The sequence below is a fragment of the Streptomyces sp. PSU-S4-23 genome, from assembly GCF_055632315.1.
This window is the reverse complement of record NZ_JBVMUU010000002.1, coordinates 6,360,479-6,378,911: the sequence shown is the minus strand read 5'-3', so window position 1 is coordinate 6,378,911 and position 18,433 is coordinate 6,360,479. Positions and strand designations below refer to the sequence as shown.

The window sequence follows — 18,433 nt, the reverse complement described above, 5'->3', positions numbered from 1 at the left end:
GCCGTATCGGTCCTCGCCGCCGGGCGCGGAGAATCGACCGTTGTGAAGACCAAGTGAAGGTCATGTGATAACACTTCAGTCCTGACCGGCGAACGACCGACCGCCGGACGACATCCCTGGGGGGATCTCCATGCGCAGACGCGCTGTCCTGCCCGCGCTCGCGGGCGCCGCGGCCCTGACCGCCACCGCGTTCCTGGCCACTCCGGCGCAGGCCGCCGGCGGGGTGACCATCTACCACGTCTGGTTCGACAGTCCCGGCAAGGACGACCGCTCGAACAAGAGCCTCAACGCCGAGTGGGTGCAGATCAAGAACAACGGCTCCTCGGCGGTCTCGCTGAAGGGCTGGGTCCTCAAGGACGCCTCGAACCACAGGTACACGTTCCCCAACGTCACCCTCGGGGCGCACAAGACGATGAAGGTGCACACCGGCCGGGGCAGCGACACCTCGGCGGACAAGTACCAGAACCGCCGGGCCTACGTCTGGAACAACACGAGCGACACGGCGACGCTCACCAAGGCCGGTGGGAGCAAGGCCGACTCGTGTTCCTGGACCACGCGGGACCCCAGCGACAAGTACTGCTGACGTCCCGGGTCCCGCGGCGCAGCCGGACAGGGAGCAGCCCCGTGCCCCGTGCCCCGCGCGGAGCACGGGGCACGGGACGGTGCGGGAGAGGGGTCAGCGGATGGGGCGGTGGACGTTCTCCCGCAGGGTCGGCCCCGGGGTCGCGTCGGCGATCCACGGTCCGTCTCCGGACGGGTCGTGGACGCCCTGCTCCAGCCACTCGTAGGTGCCGGACAGCACGCCCTTGACCACCCTGCGGTCCAGGTCGTCGGTGTTGGCCCACAGCCGGCCGAACAGTTCGTCGACACGGACGCGGGACTGCCGGCAGAAGGCGTCGGCGAGCTGGTACGCCTCGCGCCCGTGCTCCCCGCTCCCGCGCAGGTGCTCGGCGCGGACGCACGCCGCGCTCATCGCGAACAGCTCGGCGCCGATGTCCACGATCCGGCCCAGGAAGCCCTGCTTGGTCTCCATGCGGCCCTGCCAGCGGGACATGCCGTAGAAGGTCGAGCGGGCGAGCTTTCGCGCGCTGCGCTCGACGTACCGCAGATGCGTGGAGAGGTCGATCTGCCGGCGGAACGCGCCGTACGCGCCCGGGATCCGGCCCTGTCCGACGACCAGCTTCGGCAGCCACCTGGCGTAGAAGACGCCGGCGTTCGCGCCCGCCTTCGCCTTGTCGGCCAGGGACTTCTCGGGGTCGATCAGGTCGCCGGCCACGGACAGATGGGCGTCCACCGCCTCCCGCGCGATCAGCAGGTGCATGATCTCCGTGGAGCCCTCGAAGATGCGGTTGATGCGCAGGTCGCGCAGCATCTGCTCGGCCGGCACCCCCCGCTCGCCGCGGGCCCTGAGGGACTCAGCCGTCTCGAAGCCGCGGCCGCCGCGGATCTGGACCAGCTCGTCGGCCATCAGCCAGGCCATCTCGGAGCCGTACAGCTTGGCCAGGGCGGCCTCGATGCGGATGTCGTTGCGGTCCTCGTCGGCCATCTGCGAGCACAGGTCGACCACGGCCTCCAGGGCGAAGGTGGTCGCCGCGATGAAGGAGATCTTCGAGCCGACCGCCTCGTGCAGCGCAACCGGCTTGCCCCACTGCTCACGGGCTCCCGTCCACTCGCGGGCGATCTTCAGACACCACTTGCCCGCGCCCACGCACATCGCGGGCAGCGAGAGCCGTCCGGTGTTCAGCGTGGTCAGCGCGATCTTCAGGCCCGCGCCCTCCGGGCCGATGCGGTTGGCGGCCGGGACGCGGACGCGGTGGAAGCGGGTGACGCCGTTCTCCAGGCCGCGCAGGCCCATGAAGGCGTTGCGGTTCTCGACGGTGACGCCCTCCGAGGCCGCCTCCACGACGAACGCCGTGATGCCGCCCTTGTGGCCCTCGGACCTCGGCACGCGCGCCATGACGACGAGCAGGTCGGCGACCACGCCGTTGGTGGTCCACAGCTTCACCCCGTCGAGGACGTAGTGTCCCCCGCTCTCGGCTTCGCTCGAGCGGGAGGTGCCCCCATCGTCCGGTACGGCCGTGGTGGCCAGGCGGGCCGGGTCGGAACCCACGTCCGGCTCGGTCAGCAGGAACGCCGAGATGTCGGTGCGGGCGCAGCGCGGCAGGAACGTGTCCTTCTGCTCCTGGGTGCCGAAGATCTTCAGCGGCTGCGGTACGCCGATCGACTGATGCGCGGACAGCAGCGCGCCGATCGCCGGGCTCGCGGAGCCGACCAGGGCCAGCGCCTTGTTGTAGTACACCTGGGTGAGGCCGAGACCGCCGTACTTGGTGTCGATCTTCATGCCGAAGGCGCCGAGCTCCTTGAGCCCGTTGATCGTCTCGTCCGGGATCCGCGCCTCGCGCTCGATGCGGGCGGAGTCGATCTGCGTCTCGGTGAAGTCGCGCAGCTTGGCGAGGAACTCCTCGCCGCGCTGTACGTCCTCGTCGGCGGGCAGCGGGTGGGGGTGGATCAGATCGAGCCGGAAGCGCCCGAGGAACAGTTCCTTGGCGAAGCTGGGCTTGCGCCAGTCCTGCTCGCGCGCGGCCTCGGCGACCTGACGGGCCTCACGCTCGGTGACGGTGGGCTTGGGGGTCGGTGCTGTTGGGGCGGACATGAGGCTCACCTCGCCGCGAATCGGGGTCTTGTGGGACGTACACCGATCAAGCTGCTGTACGACGATCAAGAGTGCCGTACGGCGATCTTGCGGACGTACGTTACTGATCGGTGCTACTCGATCGTTCGTACCCGATTCCGGGCGAGGCCACCAGTCCTCGCGCAGCCACCGGGCCGGGAAACGCCCACGGTTCGCGTCCCCCGGGTGCGCCCCGCCGTCAAGTCGGCCCCTCCGCGCGGGAATCCCGGTTCCCAAGAGCAGTCGAAGCGCTTCGACTGCGCCTGGCTGCGCCTGGACAGCCCTCCCCGGCCACGCTACTGTCGATCCACCCTCACGCGCCCGTACAGAGGATCGAAGCGCTGTCGAAGCGCTTCACAACGCTTGGAGAGCCGGATGGTCACCCTCGCCGAGGTCGCTCGCCACGCCGGAGTGTCGGCGAGCACGGTGAGCTATGTCCTCAGCGGCAAGCGGTCCATCTCCGCGGCCACCCGGCAGCGGGTCGAACGCAGCATCCGGGAGCTCGGCTACCACCCGAACGCCGGGGCCCGCGCCCTGGCCAGCAGCAAGTCCAACATCATCGCGCTGATGGTCCCGCTGCGCACCGACATGCACGTCCCGGTGATGATGGAGATCGCCATCGCCGTGGCGACCACCGCGCGCACCCACGGGTACGACGTCCTGCTGCTCACCGGCGAGGAGGGTCCCGACGCGGTGCGCCGGGTCACGGGCAGCGGGCTCGCCGACGCGATGATCCTGATGGACGTCGAACTCGACGACGAGCGGCTGCCCCTGCTGCGCGGTGGGGGCACCCCCGCCGGAGCGAAGCCGGGAGCGGGCGAGGACCGGCCGTCGGTGCTCATCGGACTGCCCGCCAGCACCTCCGGGCTGACCTGCGTCGACCTCGACTTCGGGGCCGCGGGAGCGCTGTGCGTCGAGCATCTGGCGATGCTGGGCCACCGCGACATCGCCGTCATCGGCGAGGCACCCGCCGTCTACGAACGGCACACGGGATTCGCGGAGCGCACGCTCGACGGCCTCAGGTCCCGTGCGCGGGAGCTGGGCCTGCGGGCCCTGCACCGCCCCTGCGAGGGCGGGTACGACGCGATGGCCGTCACCCTGGCCCGGATCCTCGACGAGCGGCCGGGCACCACCGGGTTCGTCGTGCAGAACGAGTCCGCGGTCGAGCCCCTGCTCGCCCTGCTGCGCCGGCAGGGCCGCGCCGTCCCCGAGGATGTCTCCGTGATCGCCGTCTGCCCGGACCAGGTCGCCACACAGGCGTCGGTGCGGCTGACCTCCGTGGCCATCCCCGCGCAGGAGATGGGGCGGCGCGCCGTCGAGCTGGTGGTCGCCAAGCTGGACGGGCGCGGTACCGACGAGGTGGTGCTGATCGCGCCCGAGCTGACGGTCCGGGCGAGCACGGGTCCGGTGCCGTCCGCCTCCTGAGCCGCCGCCTCTCGTACGGGCGCGCGGTTCAGCCGCCGCCGACGGCCGGGCCGGCGGGGCCAGCGGGGCCGGGGGTGCCTTACGGGCCGGTCCCGTGGACCGTCCGCAGCGGCGCACCGCGCACGGCGACGGCCGGAGCCCGCCGGGCGGGGGGCTCCGGCCGTCGGGTGGCCGAGGGGTTCAGAGGGCGAGGCCCGTCAGGACGAGCACCCGCTCGTAGGTGTAGTCCTCCATCGCGAACCGCACGCCCTCACGCCCGACACCGGACCGCTTGGCGCCGCCGTACGGCATCTGGTCGGCGCGGTAGGACGGCACGTCGCCGATGACGACGCCGCCCACCTCCAGGGCGCGGTGCGCGCGGAACGCCACCTGGAGGTCGTGCGTGAACACGCCCGCCTGGAGGCCGTACTTGGAGTCGTTGACGGCGGCGAACGCCTCGGCCTCGCCGTTCACCTTCTGCACGGTGAGGACGGGGCCGAAGACCTCCTCGCACGAGACGGTCACGTCGGCCGGGACGTCGGTGAGGACGGTCGGCGCGTACGACGCCCCGTCCCGCTTGCCGCCGGTCAGCAGCGTGGCGCCGGCGCGCACGGCCTCGTCGACCCACGACTCCACGCGCCGCGCGGCGTCCTCGCTGACCAGCGGGCCGACGTCCGTCGCGGCGTCCGAGGGGTCGCCGGTGACCTGGGCCTCGACGGCGGCGGCGATGCGCGGCAGCAGCCGGTCGTACAGGGAGGCGTCGGCGATCACGCGCTGCACGGAGATGCAGGATTGTCCGCCCTGGTAGTTGGAGAAGGTGGCGATGCGGTTCGCCGCCCAGTCCAGGTCCTCGTCGCTCGCGTAGTCGGCGAGCACGACGGCCGCGCCGTTGCCGCCCAGCTCCAGGGTGCAGTGCTTGTGCGGCACCGACTCCATGATCGCGTAGCCGACCTTGTCGGAGCCGGTGAAGGAGATGACCGGCAGACGCGGGTCCTGGACGAGTTCGGGCATGCGGTCGTTGGGGACCGGGAGGATCGACCAGGAGCCGGCGGGCAGCTCGGTCTCGGCCAGCAGGTCGCCGATGACCAGGCCGGACAGCGGGGTGGCGGGCGCCGGCTTCAGGATAATCGGGGCGCCGGCCGCGATGGCCGGCGCGACCTTGTGGGCACACAGGTTCAGCGGGAAGTTGAACGGCGCGATACCGAGGACGACACCCTTCGGGAAGCGGCGGGTCAGCGCCAGGCGGCCCTGGCCGCCGGGGTCGGTGTCCAGGCGCTGTGCCTCGCCGCCGTTGAAGCGGCGGGCCTCCTCGGCCGCGAACCGGAACACGGAGACGGCGCGGCCGACCTCGCCGCGGGCCCACTTGAGGGGCTTGCCGTTCTCGGCGGAGATGAGCCGCGCGATCTCCTCGCTGCGCTCGGCGAGCCGCTTCGAGACATGGTCGAGGGCGGCGGCACGGACATGGGCCGGGGTGGCGGCGAACTCGTCCCGCACGGCGTACGCGGCGGCCACGGCCTCCTCGACCTGGGCCTCGGTCGGCACGCTGACCGTGCCGACGAGCCGGCCGTCCCACGGGGACGTGACGTCGAAGGTGGTCTCGCCGGCGGCCTGGCGGCCGGCGAGCCAGAAGGCGTGGGTGGAGGTCATGGTCGGGTCCCGGCCCTTCACGTTGGGTGTTCCTGAAGTTCGTGGTCCACGGTAGGGCCGGGGCAGCGACGGGTCGTTTGTCCGGGGAGTAGCAGTGCGGTGCGGGAGCAGGACGGGTTGTACAGCCGATGCGGTGCCCGGTGCCGATGCGGTGCCCGGTGCCGGGACGATGCCCGGGCCTTCCTTCCGTCACTCGCCCGCCGCGGCCGTGGCCTTGAGCGCCAGCCACAGCTCCATCCGGACGTCCGGATCGTCGAGCGAGCGCCCCAGGATCTCCTCGACCCGGCGCATCCGGTAGCGCAGGGTGTGCCGGTGCACACCGAGGTCGGCGGCCGCGGCGTCCCACTGGCCGTGCCGCGACAGCCAGGCCCGCAGCGAGGCCACCAGGTCCCCCCGCCCCGTCGCGTCGTGCTCGCGCAGCGCCCGCAGCAGGCCGTCCGCGAAGGCGCGCACCGCGTCGTCCGCCAGCAGCGGCAGGACCGAGCCGGCCGCCAGTTCCTCGTGCTCGACCAGCGACCGGCCGCGCCGCCGGGCCACCGACAGCGCCTGTTCCGCCTGCTTGTACGCCGCGGCCGCGGCGATCGGCCCGGCCGGTGCCGACATCCCGACGACCAGCTCGTCCTCGTCGCCGGCCGGCTGCTCCCGGGTCGCGGCCCGCGCCGCCTGCACCGCGAACGCGTACTCCTGGCACGCGGCGACGGCCGCGCCCCCGTCCACGGCGAGCACCACCAGCCGCTCCCCCTCGGGCACGACGAGGACGGCCTCGCCGGCGCGCGCGGCGGCGGACTCCACGGCCTCGGCGAGCCCCTCCAGCGGATCGCCGTCCGTGTCCGCCGCGGCGAGCTGCGCGGCGGCCTGCGGAGCGGGCGCCACACGCGCGTGCCCCTCGGCGTGCGCACGGGCCGCGGAGGCGGACGCCGACTCGGCGAGGATCAGCCGGAAGGGCGCGTCGAGCAGATCGCCGTACAGGTCACCGGCCACCGCCCGCGCGTGGTCCGGCTCCCCGGCGAGCAGCATGCGCAGCACGGCCGCCCCGATCCGCTGCTCGGCGGCGTGCAGGGACCGTGACCGCTCGGTGGTGAGCGTCAGCAGGGCCACGGCGGAGTGGACCGCGTACCGCTCGGCGGTGCCCGGCGCGGCCGCCGTCCCCACGGCGAGCGCGCCGCGCGGGCGCCGCCCGGTGCCCAGGGAGTGCAGTTCGACCCGGTCCTCGCCGCTCGGCCCGCCGACCACACAGCTCGCCGGCGCGGTCCGCTCCCGCAGCCGTTCCACATCGGGGGTGAGGCGCCCGGCGCGCCGCCCCGCCCACTCGGGCGCCGCCGCGACGACGGCGCCGGACGCGTCGTACAGCGCCGCCCAGCCGTCGACCTGTGCGGCGAGCGCGGCGAGCAGCCCCTCGGGCCCGTCGCTCAGCGCCTGCCTGGTCAGCTCGCGCTGCGCGGCGAAGCCCGCGGTCACGGCCCGGTACTGGTCGGCGGCGATGGCGGCGGAGACGGCCTTGCTGATGGCGATGAACGGCGTGCGCCGGGGCACCTCCAGCAGGGGCAGCCCCTCCTCCTCCGCCGCGTCCACGAGCGCCTTCGGGGTCTCCTCGTAGTTGACGCCGACGGCGAACCCGAGGCCGACCACGCCGGCGGCCACCAGCCGCTTCACATAGCGCCGCATGGCCGCCGGGTCCTCGGCGTCCAGTTTCAGCGCGGTGATCAGCAGCAGTTCGCCGCCCTCCATGTAGGGCACCGGGTCGGCGAGCTCGCTGACGTGCGCCCAGCGGACGGGGACGTCCAGGCGGTCCTCGCCCGCGCGCACGGTCAGCTTGAGCGCCGAGTGGTGGACGAGCGAGGCGAGCGTGGGGGGCATGGGGCCTTCAGGTCTGCACGGACGGGGTGATCCTCGTGATCCTTTGGCCGCCGCGTATGAACGGCCACTGTCGATTCTGCCTCACCGTACGGTCGCCTCGTGCTCTGATGACCGGACGCCCCGCTCAGCGCCCCTCAGCCGCGCAGATTCACCAGCAGCGGCGGCGCGTGCTCGCCCCTCACACCGGTCAGCGAGAGCACCGCGTGCCCCGGCGGCACCGCGTGCGCCAGCTCGGAGGCGGACCACCGCTCACGCTCGACCTGGCGGACGGTCACGGCGCGCGCGGTCGGCGCGTGCCCGGTGATCACCCGGCGCAGCATGTGCAGGGCCTTGCCCGCCGGGGTCTCCGCGATGATCTGCCGGTCGGTGACGTCCCGCGTCTCGGTCCACTCCTTGCCCCACACCTCGGCGAAGTCCTGCCCGTCCCAGGGGGTGAGCCCGGACAGCGCCATCCGGCACCCGGTGGCGCCGAGGAGGGGCCCGCGCAGCGGCCGCGGCACGTCGTCGAGGGTGCGCAGCGTGAGGACGGCTCCGGCGTTCACGGAGCGCAGCCGCTGGATGGCCCGGACGGCCTCGGGGGTCACCACGCCCGTCGCGTCGTCGAGCAGCAGACAGGCGAACAGCGACCGGTCCTCGCGGGTCGCGACACTGGCCGTGAACTGGGCGAGCACCAGCCGCGCGAGGATGCGCGAGGCGTCGGCGTGGCCGCGCTCGGGCAGGTCGATCCGGACCCGCACGGGGTGGTCGAGGGCGCGCAGCGAGAACGGCCGGGAGTGCCCGGAGGTGTCGAAGAAGTGGGCGAAGGCGGGCCGGTCGAGCAACGCGACCCGGTCGGCGAGGACTCCGCCCAGGTCGCCGGGGTGCCCCGACTGCCGTGCCCGCGCGTCGAGTTCGCGCAGCAGTGAGTCCTGCCCCGAGTCCTCCAGGGCCTTGCGCAGCGCGGCGAGCGGGCCGGGCGCGCCGTCGAGGAGCTGACGCAGCTCCGGGACGGACGGGAAGCGGCCGTGGACGGCCCGGTAGGGCCCGAGGAGCTGCGCGAGCACGGTGGTGGAGCGGCGGCTGTCCCCGCCGGGGTGCGGGTCGGCGAGATCACCCACGAGCGCCTCGGCGAGCACGGCCGCGGCCTCGTCCGGGTCGGTGGTCCCGCCGTACAGGTCCAGGTCGTACACCGACTCGGGGTGCCCGACGCGCACGACGACGTCGTAGCCGTCCGCCGGGCCGAGACCGGCGCCAGCCGCACCGACGACGACCACGGCGGCCCGCCCGGCGAGTGCGTGCAGGCACAGGGACTCGGCCAGCGGCCACACCACGGTGCTGGTCTTGCCGGAGCCCGCGGGCCCCACGGCGACCAGGGAGGTGCCGAGCAGCTCGGGACCGACGCCGAGGCCGGTGCCGCGGTACGCGTAGGGATTGCGGGGGTCGTCGAGGGTGGTGCCGAGCCGTACCTGCCCGGTGATCAGGTCGTGCCGGGCCAGCCGGGCGGGCAGGTCGCGCTTCCCCGAGGGGTGCAGGCAGGCCGTGGCGCCGTCCTGGAGCACGGCGCCGGTGAAGTCGGCGAGGCTGTGCCGGCCGTTGAGGACGCCCTGCCAGGCGCGGGCGATCCGGGCGTGGTCGACGTCGCGCATGAGCCCGGCCCGGGCCTCGGCGGCGAGCCGGTCGGCGGCGTCGTGCGCACCCGCGGCGCGCAGCTGGTTCCACTGGGCGGGGTCGTCCTCGGGGGCCGGGGGCCGCTCGCCCACCGGGGCGGCGGGGCGCCAGGCGGGCGGTCCGAAGCGCCGCCAGACCTCGCCCCAGCGGCCGAGCCTGCCGACGGCGATCATGATGGCGAGGGCGATGACCGTGTAGTAGCCGTACCAGAGGAAGGCGTTCTGGACGCGGTCGTTGCCGTGCAGCCACGAGTCGGGGGTGAACAGCTCCAGGGGCAGCACCCACCAGCCGCCGAGGTAGCCGTTCCACAGCAGCGACCAGATCAGCCAGCCCACCAGGAACGAGATCAGCGCCCCGCTGAGCAGCTGCCGCGTCGGCGTCCGTTCGGGCTCCTGCTCCGGCCGCGGCCGGTGCCCGAAGCGCCACACGCCGGGTCCCGCCGGCGGGCGCGGTGCCCGCAGCCAGGCCAGGAAGGACGAGCCGTCCGGCAGCGGGGGCGCCCCGGGGGCGTTCGCGGGCCGGGGCGGGATCCGGGGCGGCCCGGCCGGACGCGGCAGGGGATCCGCCCGTGTGACCCGCGCGTCCTGCGTCCCGTCGCTGTCCATCGCCGCTGCCCCCTGACCAGCCGTTCCGTCCACCATTGCGAGTCAATCTAACGCCCCTGCAAGGGGAGTTCACCGCATACGCGGCCGGGCGCGCGCCGACGCGGCCCGCTCCGCTATGTCCACGACGGACAAGCGGGTGCGCCCAAGGCGCCCACATGGAGCATGCCCACCCTCCGCGACCCGCTCTAGCCTGCGAGAAAAGAAGGCAAGCGTCCGAAAAGCACCCCGCCCGGAACACCCGGCCCGCCGGAACCCCCGGTTTGCCGGAACCCCCGGTCCGCCGGGCCGGCCGCTCCACCGCGACGGCCGGTCCCCCGGAACACCGGGGCCGGGACCTCTCGGTCCGCACGATCATCAGGGAGCCCCCATGACCGCACTTCCCCAGGAGCGCCGCGTCGTCACCGCCATCCCCGGCCCGAAGTCGCAGGAGCTGCAGGCCCGCCGCGCCGCCGTGGTCGCGCAGGGTGTGGGCTCCGTGCTGCCGGTGTTCACCGCGCGCGCGGGCGGCGGGATCATCGAGGACGTCGACGGCAACCGTCTGATCGACTTCGGCTCCGGCATCGCGGTGACGTCCGTGGGCGCCTCCGCCGAGGCCGTCGTACGCCGGGCCTCGGCCCAGCTGCAGGACTTCACGCACACCTGCTTCATGGTCACGCCCTACGAGGGCTATGTGGCCGTCGCCGAGGCGCTGGCCGAGCTCACTCCGGGTGACCACGCCAAGAAGTCGGCGCTGTTCAACTCGGGCGCCGAGGCCGTCGAGAACGCCGTCAAGATCGCCCGCGCCTACACCAGGCGCCAGGCGGTCGTGGTCTTCGACCACGGCTACCACGGCCGGACGAACCTGACGATGGCGCTCACCGCCAAGAACATGCCGTACAAGCACGGCTTCGGCCCGTTCGCGCCCGAGGTGTACCGGATGCCGATGGCGTACGCCTACCGCTGGCCGACCGGTCCGGACAACTGCGGCCCCGAGGCCGCCGCCATGGCCGTCGACCAGATCACCAAGCAGGTCGGCCCGGACAATGTGGCCGCGATCATCATCGAGCCCGTGCTCGGCGAGGGCGGCTTCATCGAGCCGGCGAAGGGCTTCCTGCCCGCGCTGCGGAAGTTCGCCACCGACAACGGGATCGTCTTCGTCGCCGACGAGATACAGTCCGGCTTCTGCCGCACCGGCCAGTGGTTCGCCTGCGAGGACGAGGGCATCGTCCCGGACCTGATCACCACGGCCAAGGGCATAGCCGGCGGGCTGCCGCTCGCCGCCGTCACCGGCCGTGCCGAGATCATGGACGCGGCGCACGCGGGCGGCCTGGGCGGCACCTACGGAGGCAACCCGGTCGCCTGCGCGGGCGCGCTGGGCGCGATCGAGACGATGAAGGAGCTCGACCTCAACGCCCGGGCGAAGGAGATCGAGGAGACCATGAAGGCCCGCCTCACGGCGATGGCCGAGAAGTTCGAGGTCATCGGTGACGTCCGCGGCCGCGGTGCGATGATCGCGATCGAGCTGGTCAAGGACCGCGCCACCAAGGAGCCGAACCCCGAGGCGACCACCGCCCTCGCCAAGGCGTGCCACCAGGAGGGGCTGCTGGTCCTGACCTGTGGCACCTACGGCAACGTGCTGCGTTTCCTGCCGCCGCTGGTGATCGGCCAGGAGCTGCTGAACGAGGGCCTCGACATCATCGAGCAGGCGTTCGCCCGCATCTGAGCCGGCCGGCAGCCGCCGTCCGCCACGGGAAACCCGCAGCTGGGCCCAGTGGCCCGCACGTGTGGCGCCCCTCCCGTCCCGGCCCCGTCCTTCACCGGGATTCCGGCCCGGGGCGGCGGGCGTCAGAGGGTGTGAAGAAGGTGTGCGAGGTGGATGGCGGGACCCGTTTCCGGCTGTCGGAGCGGTTTTCCCTGCCGTAGGTTCTATGCAGATGAGAGATACACCCCGCCCACAGGGGACTGTGGGCGACACCTGGCCGCGGCATCCCCAGCCTCGACCCGGTCGTGCCCTCGCGCACACACCCGGAGCTTCCGGCTCTGGATCTCCTCACCGATCGGACGGCCGCACGCCCCAAACCCCCCGGGGCGGGCGGCACACCGATCCGGATGGCCGCCTCGGAACCGCCCCCCTGTTCCGGGGCGGCCGACGTGCTTCCCGGACGGCCTTCCAGGGCCCTCGCAGACCAAGGACATGACCGGCCCGGCGTCGTCGACCCGGTCTCCCGGCCACTTTCCTGCCAAGCTGAGCGGCGTGTCGAGCTTCCCGGACCCGGACATCCAGAGTGCACCGGCCGCGCGGGCCGGAACGTGCCCCGTTCCCGCACGGCCCGCCCGCGTCGTGGCCGGCGCGGCCGTCCTCCTGCTCCTGATCACCTGGCAGGTCTTTGCCCACGGACCGCTCGCGCGTGCGGACGAGCGGCTGAGCGAGGCCGTGACCGGGCCGGGCCGGCTCTCCGGGCTGCTCGCCGACCTGGGAAGCGTCCCGGTCGCCGTGCCGGTCCTGGCCCTCGTCCTGGTCTACGCCGCCTCGCAGGCGCGGCGCTTCGGTGCGGACCGGTGGTGGCTGCCGCCCCTCGCCGCGGCGGTCTGCATGGCGGCCGTCCCGGCACTGGTCGTCCCGTTCAAGGAGCTGATCGCCCGCTCGGGCCCCATGGCCTCGGGCCCCGGCTCCGGCACGGGCTTCTACCCCTCGGGGCACACGGCGACAGCGGCGGTCGCGTACGGCTCCGCGGCCCTGGTCCTGTGGCCCTGGCTGCGCTCGCCGTACGCCCGCCGTGAACTCCTCGTCGTGTGTGTGGTGCTGAACCTCGGCGTCGGCCTCGGCCTGGTCCGCCAGGGCTTCCACTGGCTCCTGGACGTGCTGGCCAGCTGGTGCCTGTGCGCGATGCTGCTGACCGGGCTCGCGGTGCTCCTCGGCCGAAACGGGCGCCGCACGCCCTCGGGGACTCCCGGCCCCCCGGCCGGTCCCGGCTGACCGGGCACGTCACCTCGCGTCACCGCCCGCCGGGGTGCCCGGCGCCCGGCGTCAGCTGTCGAAGCCCAGCCCCAGTCTGTCCATCGTCCGCAGCCAGAGGTTGCGCCGCCCGTTGTGCGCGTCGGCCCGGGCCAGCGACCACCTGGTCAGCGCGATGCCCGTCCAGGCGAAGGGCTCCGGCGGGAACGGCAGCGGCTTCCTGCGGACCATCTCCAGCTCGGTCCGCTCGGTGCGCTCCCCCGCCAGCAGGTCCAGCATCACCTCCGCGCCGAAGCGGGTGGCGCCGACGCCCAGGCCCGTGTAACCGGCCGCGTACGCCACCTTCCCCTGGTGTGCCGTCCCGAAGAACGCCGAGAAGCGCGAGCACGTGTCGATCGCGCCGCCCCAGGCATGGGTGAAGCGCAGGCCCTCCAGCTGCGGGAAGCAGGTGAAGAAGTGCCCGGCGAGCTTGGCGTACGTCTGCGGGCGGTCGTCGTACTCGGCGCGCACCCGGCCGCCGTAGGGGTAGATCGCGTCGTAACCGCCCCACAGGATGCGGTTGTCGGCCGACAGCCGGAAGTAGTGGAACTGGTTCGCCGAGTCCCCGAGTCCCTGGCGGTTCTTCCAGCCGATCGATGCCAGTTGGCCGGCCGTCAGCGGCTCGGTCATCAGCGCGTAGTCGTAGACCGGGACGGTGTACGGGCGCACGCGCCGGACCAGGTTGGGGAAGATGTTTGTGCCGAGCGCCACCCGCCGGGCGCGGACCGAGCCGTAGGGGGTGCGTACGGCCATGCCGGCGCCGTACGGCTTCAGGGTGAGGGCGGGCGTGTGCTCGTAGACCCGGACGCCGAGCCGGAGGCAGGCCCGCTTGAGCCCCCAGGCGAGCTTGGCCGGGTTGAGCATGGCCACGCCCCGGCGGTCGTGCAGACCGGCGAGGAAGGTCGGCGAGTCGACCTCCTCCCTGACCGCCTCCGCGTCCAGGAACTCGGTGCCCTCTGCGAGGCCCCGGCGCTCCGTCTCCCTGTGCCATTCGCGCAGCTCCCGAGCCTGGTACGGCTCGGTGGCGACGTCGATCTCGCCGGTGCGCTCGAAGTCGCAGTCGAGCGAGTGGCGGGCGACCGCCCTCTCGATCTCGTCGAGGTTGCGGGCGCCCAGCTCCTGCAGTGTGTGGATCTCACCCGGCCAGCGGGCGAGCCCGTTGGCCAGACCGTGGGTGAGGGAGGCGGCGCAGAAGCCGCCGTTGCGGCCGGAGGCGGCCCAGCCCGCCTCCCTGCCCTCCACCAGCACCACGTCCCGCTGCGGATCGCGTTCCTTGGCGATGAGCGCGGTCCACAGTCCGCTGTAGCCGCCGCCGACGACCAGCAGGTCGCAGGTCTCGGCGCGGGTGAGAGCGGGCTCGGGGCGGGGCCTGGCGGGATCGTCCAGCCAGTACGGGACCGGCCGGGCTTCGGAAAGAGATGTCGTCCAACGGGTCATGGCGCTTGGGGCCATGATGTCAACTCCCTACGGTGCGTTACGCCTTCTGGCGGTTGCGGCGGTTGCCGAGTGCCATCGAGGCCAGGACCAGCAGCACGGCGACGATGAACATCGTCGTGCCGATGACATTGATCTGGACGGGCGTGCCGCGCTGGGCCGAGCCCCACACGAACATGGGGAAGGTGACGGTCGAGCCCGCGTTGAAGTTGGTGATGATGAAATCGTCGAAGGACAGCGCGAACGCGAGCAGCGCGCCCGCGGCGATGCCGGGTGCCGCGATCGGCAGGGTGACCCGGATGAACGTCTGGACCGGACCGGCGTACAGGTCCTGCGCCGCCTGCTCCAGCCTCGGGTCCATCGACATGACGCGTGCCTTGACGGCGGTCACGACGAAGCTGAGGCAGAACATGATGTGGGCGATCAGGATCGTCCAGAAGCCGAGCTGGGCACCCATGTTGAGGAACAGGGTGAGCAGCGAGGCCGCCATGACGACCTCGGGCATCGCCATGGGCAGGAAGATCAGCGAGTTGATCGCGCCGCGCGCCCGGAAGCGGTAGCGGACCAGCGCGAAGGCGATCATCGTGCCCAGGATCGTGGCACCGATCGTCGCCCACACGGCGATCTGGAGGCTGATCGACAGGGAGCCGCACATGTCGGCGACGCCGCACGGGTCCTTCCAGGCGCTCAGCGAGAACCGCTGCCACTCGTAGTTGAAGCGGCCCTTCGGCTGGTTGAAGGAGAACACCGTGACGATGACGTTCGGCAGCAGGAGATATCCGAGCGTCAGCAGTCCCGCGATGACGACGAGATGGCGCTTGAGCCAGTTGACGAAGGCCATTTAAACCAGATCCTCCGTGCCGGACCTGCGGATGTAGACGGTGACCATGATGAGGATCGCGGCCATCAGGATGAACGAGAGTGCCGCGGCCGTCGGGTAGTCGAGGATCCGCAGGAACTGTGTCTGGATGACGTTGCCGACCATGCGGGTGTCGGTGGAGCCGAGCAGGTCGGCGTTCACGTAGTCGCCGGCGGCCGGGATGAAGGTCAGCAGCGTGCCGGAGACCACGCCCGGCATCGACAGCGGGAAGGTGACCTTGCGGAAGGTCGTGAAGGGCTTGGCGTACAGATCGCCCGCCGCCTCGTGGAGGCGTCCGTCGATGCGCTCCAGCGACGTGTACAGCGGCAGGATCATGAACGGCAGGAAGTTGTACGTCAGACCGGTGACCACCGCGAGCGGTGTGGCCAGCACCCGGTCGCCGGCCGTCCAGCCGAGCCAGTTGGTGACGTCCAGGACGTGCAGCGTGTTGAGGGCGCCGACGACCGGGCCGCCGTCCGCGAGGATCGTCTTCCAGGCGAGCGTGCGGATCAGGAAGCTGGTGAAGAACGGCGCGATCACCAGGATCATGATGAGGTTGCGCCAGCGGCCCGCGCGGAACGCGATGAGGTACGCGAGCGGATAGCCGAGGACCAGGCACAGGAGCGTGGCGGCGGCCGCGTACAGGACGGAGCGCACGAACTGCGGCCAGTACGCGGACAGCGCGTCCCAGTACGTCGCGAAGTGCCAGGTGACCTTGTACCCCTGTTCCAGGGATCCGGTCTGCACCGACGTGGACGCCTGGTAGACCATCGGCAGCGCGAAGAAGACCAGCAGCCACAGGATGCCGGGCAGCAGCAGCCAGTACGGGGTCATGCGGCCCCGTCTGCGCGGTGGTCTGCGCTCCGCGTCGGCGGGGGCGAGAGGCGGGGGAGCCTCGGTGAGTGTCGACATCAGGCCGCCTCTTCCTCGACGGTCTCCACACCGGCGTCGATGTCCTGCGCCGCGTCCAGGCCGAAGGTGTGGGCCGGGTTCCAGTGCAGGACCACCTCGGCGCCGGGCACCAGACGCGGGTCGCGGTCGATGTTCTGGGCGTAGACCTCGAACTCGGGACAGACCGGGCTGTCGACGACGTACTGCGTGGAGACGCCGATGAAACTGGAGTCGGCGATCCTGCCGGTGATGCGGTTGCGGCCCCCGGGGATCTCGCCCGCGTCGTCGGCGTGGGCGAGGGATATCTTCTCCGGGCGGACGCCGACCAGCACCTTGCCGCCGGCCGCCGCCGGCGCGGAGCAGCGCGCCTCGGGGAGCACGAGCTTGCTGCCGCCGGCCTTGAGCACGATGTCGCCGCCGCTCCTGGTGTCGACCTCGGCCTCGATGAGGTTCGAGGTGCCGAGGAAGTTGGCGACGAACGTGGACTGCGGGTTCTCGTAGAGGTCGGTGGGCGAGCCGAGCTGCTCGACGCGGCCCGAGTTCATCACGGCGACCGTGTCGGCCATCGTCATGGCCTCCTCCTGGTCGTGCGTGACATGGATGAACGTGATGCCGACCTCGGTCTGGATGCGCTTGAGCTCCAGCTGCATCTGCCGGCGCAGCTTGAGGTCGAGGGCGCCGAGCGGCTCGTCGAGGAGGAGCACCTTGGGGTGGTTGATCAGCGCGCGGGCCACCGCGACGCGCTGCTGCTGGCCGCCGGAGAGCTGGTGCGGTTTCTTGCGGGCCTGCTCACCGAGCTGCACCAGGTCGAGCATCTCCTCGACCTGCTTCTTCACCGACTTGATGCCGCGCCGGCGCAGGCCGAAGGCGACGTTCTCGAAGATGTCGAGGTGCGGGAAGAGGGCGTAGGACTGGAAGACCGTGTTCACCGGCCGCTTGTAGGGGGGCAGGCGGGTCACGTCCTGGTCGCCGAGGTGCACGGTGCCGGAGGAGGGTTCCTCCAGGCCGGCGATCATGCGCAGGGTGGTGGTCTTGCCGCAGCCGGAGGCGCCGAGCAGCGCGAAGAAGGAGCCCTGGGGCACGGTCAGGTCGAGCGGGTGCACGGCGGTGAAGGAGCCGTAGGTCTTGCTGATCCCGGCGAGGCGGACGTCGCCGCTGGTGTCTGTCGTCATCTTCGTCACGCCCCTGTCAGCTTTGCGAACTTCTCTTCGTAGGCCGTCTCTTCCTTCTGCGTCAGCGCGCGGAAGGCGTGGGACTTGGCGGCCATGGCCCTGTCGGGAAGGATCAGCGGGTTGTTCGCCGCGCCCTCGTCGATCTTCTCGAGGTAGGGCTTCACCCCGTCGACGGGGCTGACGTAGTTGACGTAGGCGGCGAGTGCGGCGGCCTGGTCCGGCTCGTAGTAGAAGTCGATGAGCCGCTCGGCGTTGGCCTTGTGGCGCGCCTTGTTCGGGATCAGCATGTTGTCGGTCGACGTCATGTAGCCGCTGTCGGGGATGATGTAGTCGACGTCCGGGCTGTCCGCCTTCAGCTGCACGATGTCGCCGCCCCAGGCCACGCAGGCGGCCAGGTCGCCCTTGGTGAGGTCGGACGTGTAGTCGTTGCCGGTGAAGCGGCGGATCTGGCCCTTGTCGACGGCCTTCTGCAGGCGGGCGATCACCGCGTCGTAGTCGTCGTCGGTGAACTTCGCCGGGTCCTTGCCCATGTCGAGCAGGGTCATGCCCACGCTGTCGCGCATCTCGGACAGGAAGCCGACCCGGCCCTTGAGCTTGGGGTTGTCGAGCAGGTCGGAGATCGACCTGACCTCGATGCCGTCGAGCGCCTTCTTGTTGAAGGCGATGACCGTGGAGATGCCCTGCCAGGGGTAGGAGTAGGCGCGCCCCGGGTCCCAGTCGGGACTGCGGAACTGGCTCGACAGGTTGGCGTACGCGTGCGGAAGGTTGGAGGGGTCCAGTTTCTGGGCCCACCCCAGGCGGATCACCCGGGCGGCCAGCCAGTCGGTGAGGACGATGAGGTCCCGTCCGGTCTCCTGGCCCGCGGCGAGCTGCGGCTTGATCTTGCCGAAGAACTCGTTGTTGTCGTTGATGTCCTCGGTGTACTTGACCTGGATGCCGGTCCGCTTGGTGAAGGTCTCGAGCGTCGGGCGGTGTTTGCCGCTGTCGTCGACGTCGATGTACTCGGGCCAGTTGGAGAAGTCGACGACCTTCTCCTTCGCCGAGTGGTCCTGGGCGGCCGTGCCGCCCTGCGTCTTGCCTGCCGCGGGGATCCCGCAGGCGCTCAGCGCCCCGAGTCCACCCACCGCGAGCACGCCGCCCGCGGAGGCGCGCAGCAGCGAACGGCGGGTGAGGGAGGCCCTGCCGTTCCGGAGGCTGCGCCGCACGGCGGCCACTTGGGCCGGGGTCAGGCGGTCGGGCTCGTACTGCTCCATGCGCGTGGTGCCCTTTCGG

At 72.1% G+C, this 18,433-nt stretch carries 13 protein-coding genes; 4 read left to right on the top strand and 9 right to left on the bottom strand.

The genetic code is table 11. The annotated features are described in order from the left end of the window. Window positions 1-130: 130 nt before the first annotated feature. Window positions 131-583 (top strand): lamin tail domain-containing protein, encoded by a 453-nt coding sequence (locus tag ACZ79I_RS29125; protein WP_471500964.1) that lies wholly within the window; start codon window positions 131-133, stop codon window positions 581-583. A 93-nt stretch (window positions 584-676) separates the two neighbouring features. Here the strand turns inward: ACZ79I_RS29125 and ACZ79I_RS29120 are convergent, their stop codons facing one another. After that, on the bottom strand, window positions 677-2,653 hold the full coding sequence (locus tag ACZ79I_RS29120; RefSeq protein WP_471500963.1) for an acyl-CoA dehydrogenase family protein: 1,977 nt from the start codon (window positions 2,651-2,653) through the stop codon (window positions 677-679). Between the two features lie 393 nt (window positions 2,654-3,046). Here ACZ79I_RS29120 and ACZ79I_RS29115 point away from each other — a divergent pair, with 393 nt between their 5' ends. Then, entirely contained in the window at window positions 3,047-4,096 is a 1,050-nt protein-coding gene (locus tag ACZ79I_RS29115) for a LacI family DNA-binding transcriptional regulator (protein ID WP_471500962.1), read from the top strand. Between the two features lie 180 nt (window positions 4,097-4,276). Here the strand turns inward: ACZ79I_RS29115 and ACZ79I_RS29110 are convergent, their stop codons facing one another. From ACZ79I_RS29110 to ACZ79I_RS29100, 3 genes are all read right to left on the bottom strand, one after another. Beyond that, on the bottom strand, window positions 4,277-5,722 hold the full coding sequence (locus ACZ79I_RS29110) for an aldehyde dehydrogenase family protein (protein ID WP_471500960.1): 1,446 nt from the start codon (window positions 5,720-5,722) through the stop codon (window positions 4,277-4,279). Window positions 5,723-5,911: 189 nt separating this feature from the next. Next, window positions 5,912-7,579 carry a PucR family transcriptional regulator gene (locus ACZ79I_RS29105; RefSeq protein WP_471500958.1) on the bottom strand — a complete coding sequence of 556 codons (1,668 nt, stop codon included), beginning with the start codon at window positions 7,577-7,579 and terminating at the stop codon, window positions 5,912-5,914. Between the two features lie 134 nt (window positions 7,580-7,713). Further along, window positions 7,714-9,831, bottom strand: coding sequence for an ATP-binding protein (locus tag ACZ79I_RS29100; RefSeq protein ID WP_471500956.1), 2,118 nt, complete (start codon window positions 9,829-9,831; stop codon window positions 7,714-7,716). 367 nt (window positions 9,832-10,198) lie between these two features. On the opposite strand from ACZ79I_RS29100, the gene gabT reads away from it, so the two are divergent. Both gabT and ACZ79I_RS29090 read left to right on the top strand, forming a co-directional pair. Next, entirely contained in the window at window positions 10,199-11,533 is a 1,335-nt protein-coding gene (gene gabT, locus ACZ79I_RS29095) for a 4-aminobutyrate--2-oxoglutarate transaminase (protein WP_471500955.1), read from the top strand. 531 nt (window positions 11,534-12,064) lie between these two features. Further along, a complete protein-coding gene (locus ACZ79I_RS29090; RefSeq protein ID WP_471500953.1) occupies window positions 12,065-12,787 on the top strand; it encodes a phosphatase PAP2 family protein in 723 nt (240 codons plus the stop codon). Between the two features lie 51 nt (window positions 12,788-12,838). On the opposite strand, the gene ACZ79I_RS29085 is transcribed toward ACZ79I_RS29090, so the two are convergent. Genes ACZ79I_RS29085 through ACZ79I_RS29065 form a run of 5 tightly spaced genes read right to left on the bottom strand, consistent with a single transcriptional unit; the run spans window position 12,839 to window position 18,414 of the window. Beyond that, entirely contained in the window at window positions 12,839-14,257 is a 1,419-nt protein-coding gene (locus tag ACZ79I_RS29085) for an NAD(P)/FAD-dependent oxidoreductase (protein ID WP_471500951.1), read from the bottom strand. Between the two features lie 22 nt (window positions 14,258-14,279). Further along, window positions 14,280-15,080 (bottom strand): ABC transporter permease, encoded by an 801-nt coding sequence (locus ACZ79I_RS29080; protein ID WP_471500949.1) that lies wholly within the window; start codon window positions 15,078-15,080, stop codon window positions 14,280-14,282. Then, window positions 15,081-16,010, bottom strand: coding sequence for an ABC transporter permease (locus tag ACZ79I_RS29075; protein ID WP_471500947.1), 930 nt, complete (start codon window positions 16,008-16,010; stop codon window positions 15,081-15,083). Continuing rightward, window positions 16,010-17,161, bottom strand: a complete 1,152-nt coding sequence (locus ACZ79I_RS29070) for an ABC transporter ATP-binding protein (protein WP_471500945.1) — start codon at window positions 17,159-17,161, stop codon at window positions 16,010-16,012. Before ACZ79I_RS29070 ends, ACZ79I_RS29075 begins: the two co-directional genes overlap by 1 nt. 5 nt (window positions 17,162-17,166) lie before the next feature. Then, window positions 17,167-18,414: an ABC transporter substrate-binding protein gene (locus tag ACZ79I_RS29065; RefSeq protein ID WP_471500943.1), complete on the bottom strand. Its 1,248-nt coding sequence runs from the start codon at window positions 18,412-18,414 to the stop codon at window positions 17,167-17,169. Window positions 18,415-18,433: the final 19 nt, after the last annotated feature.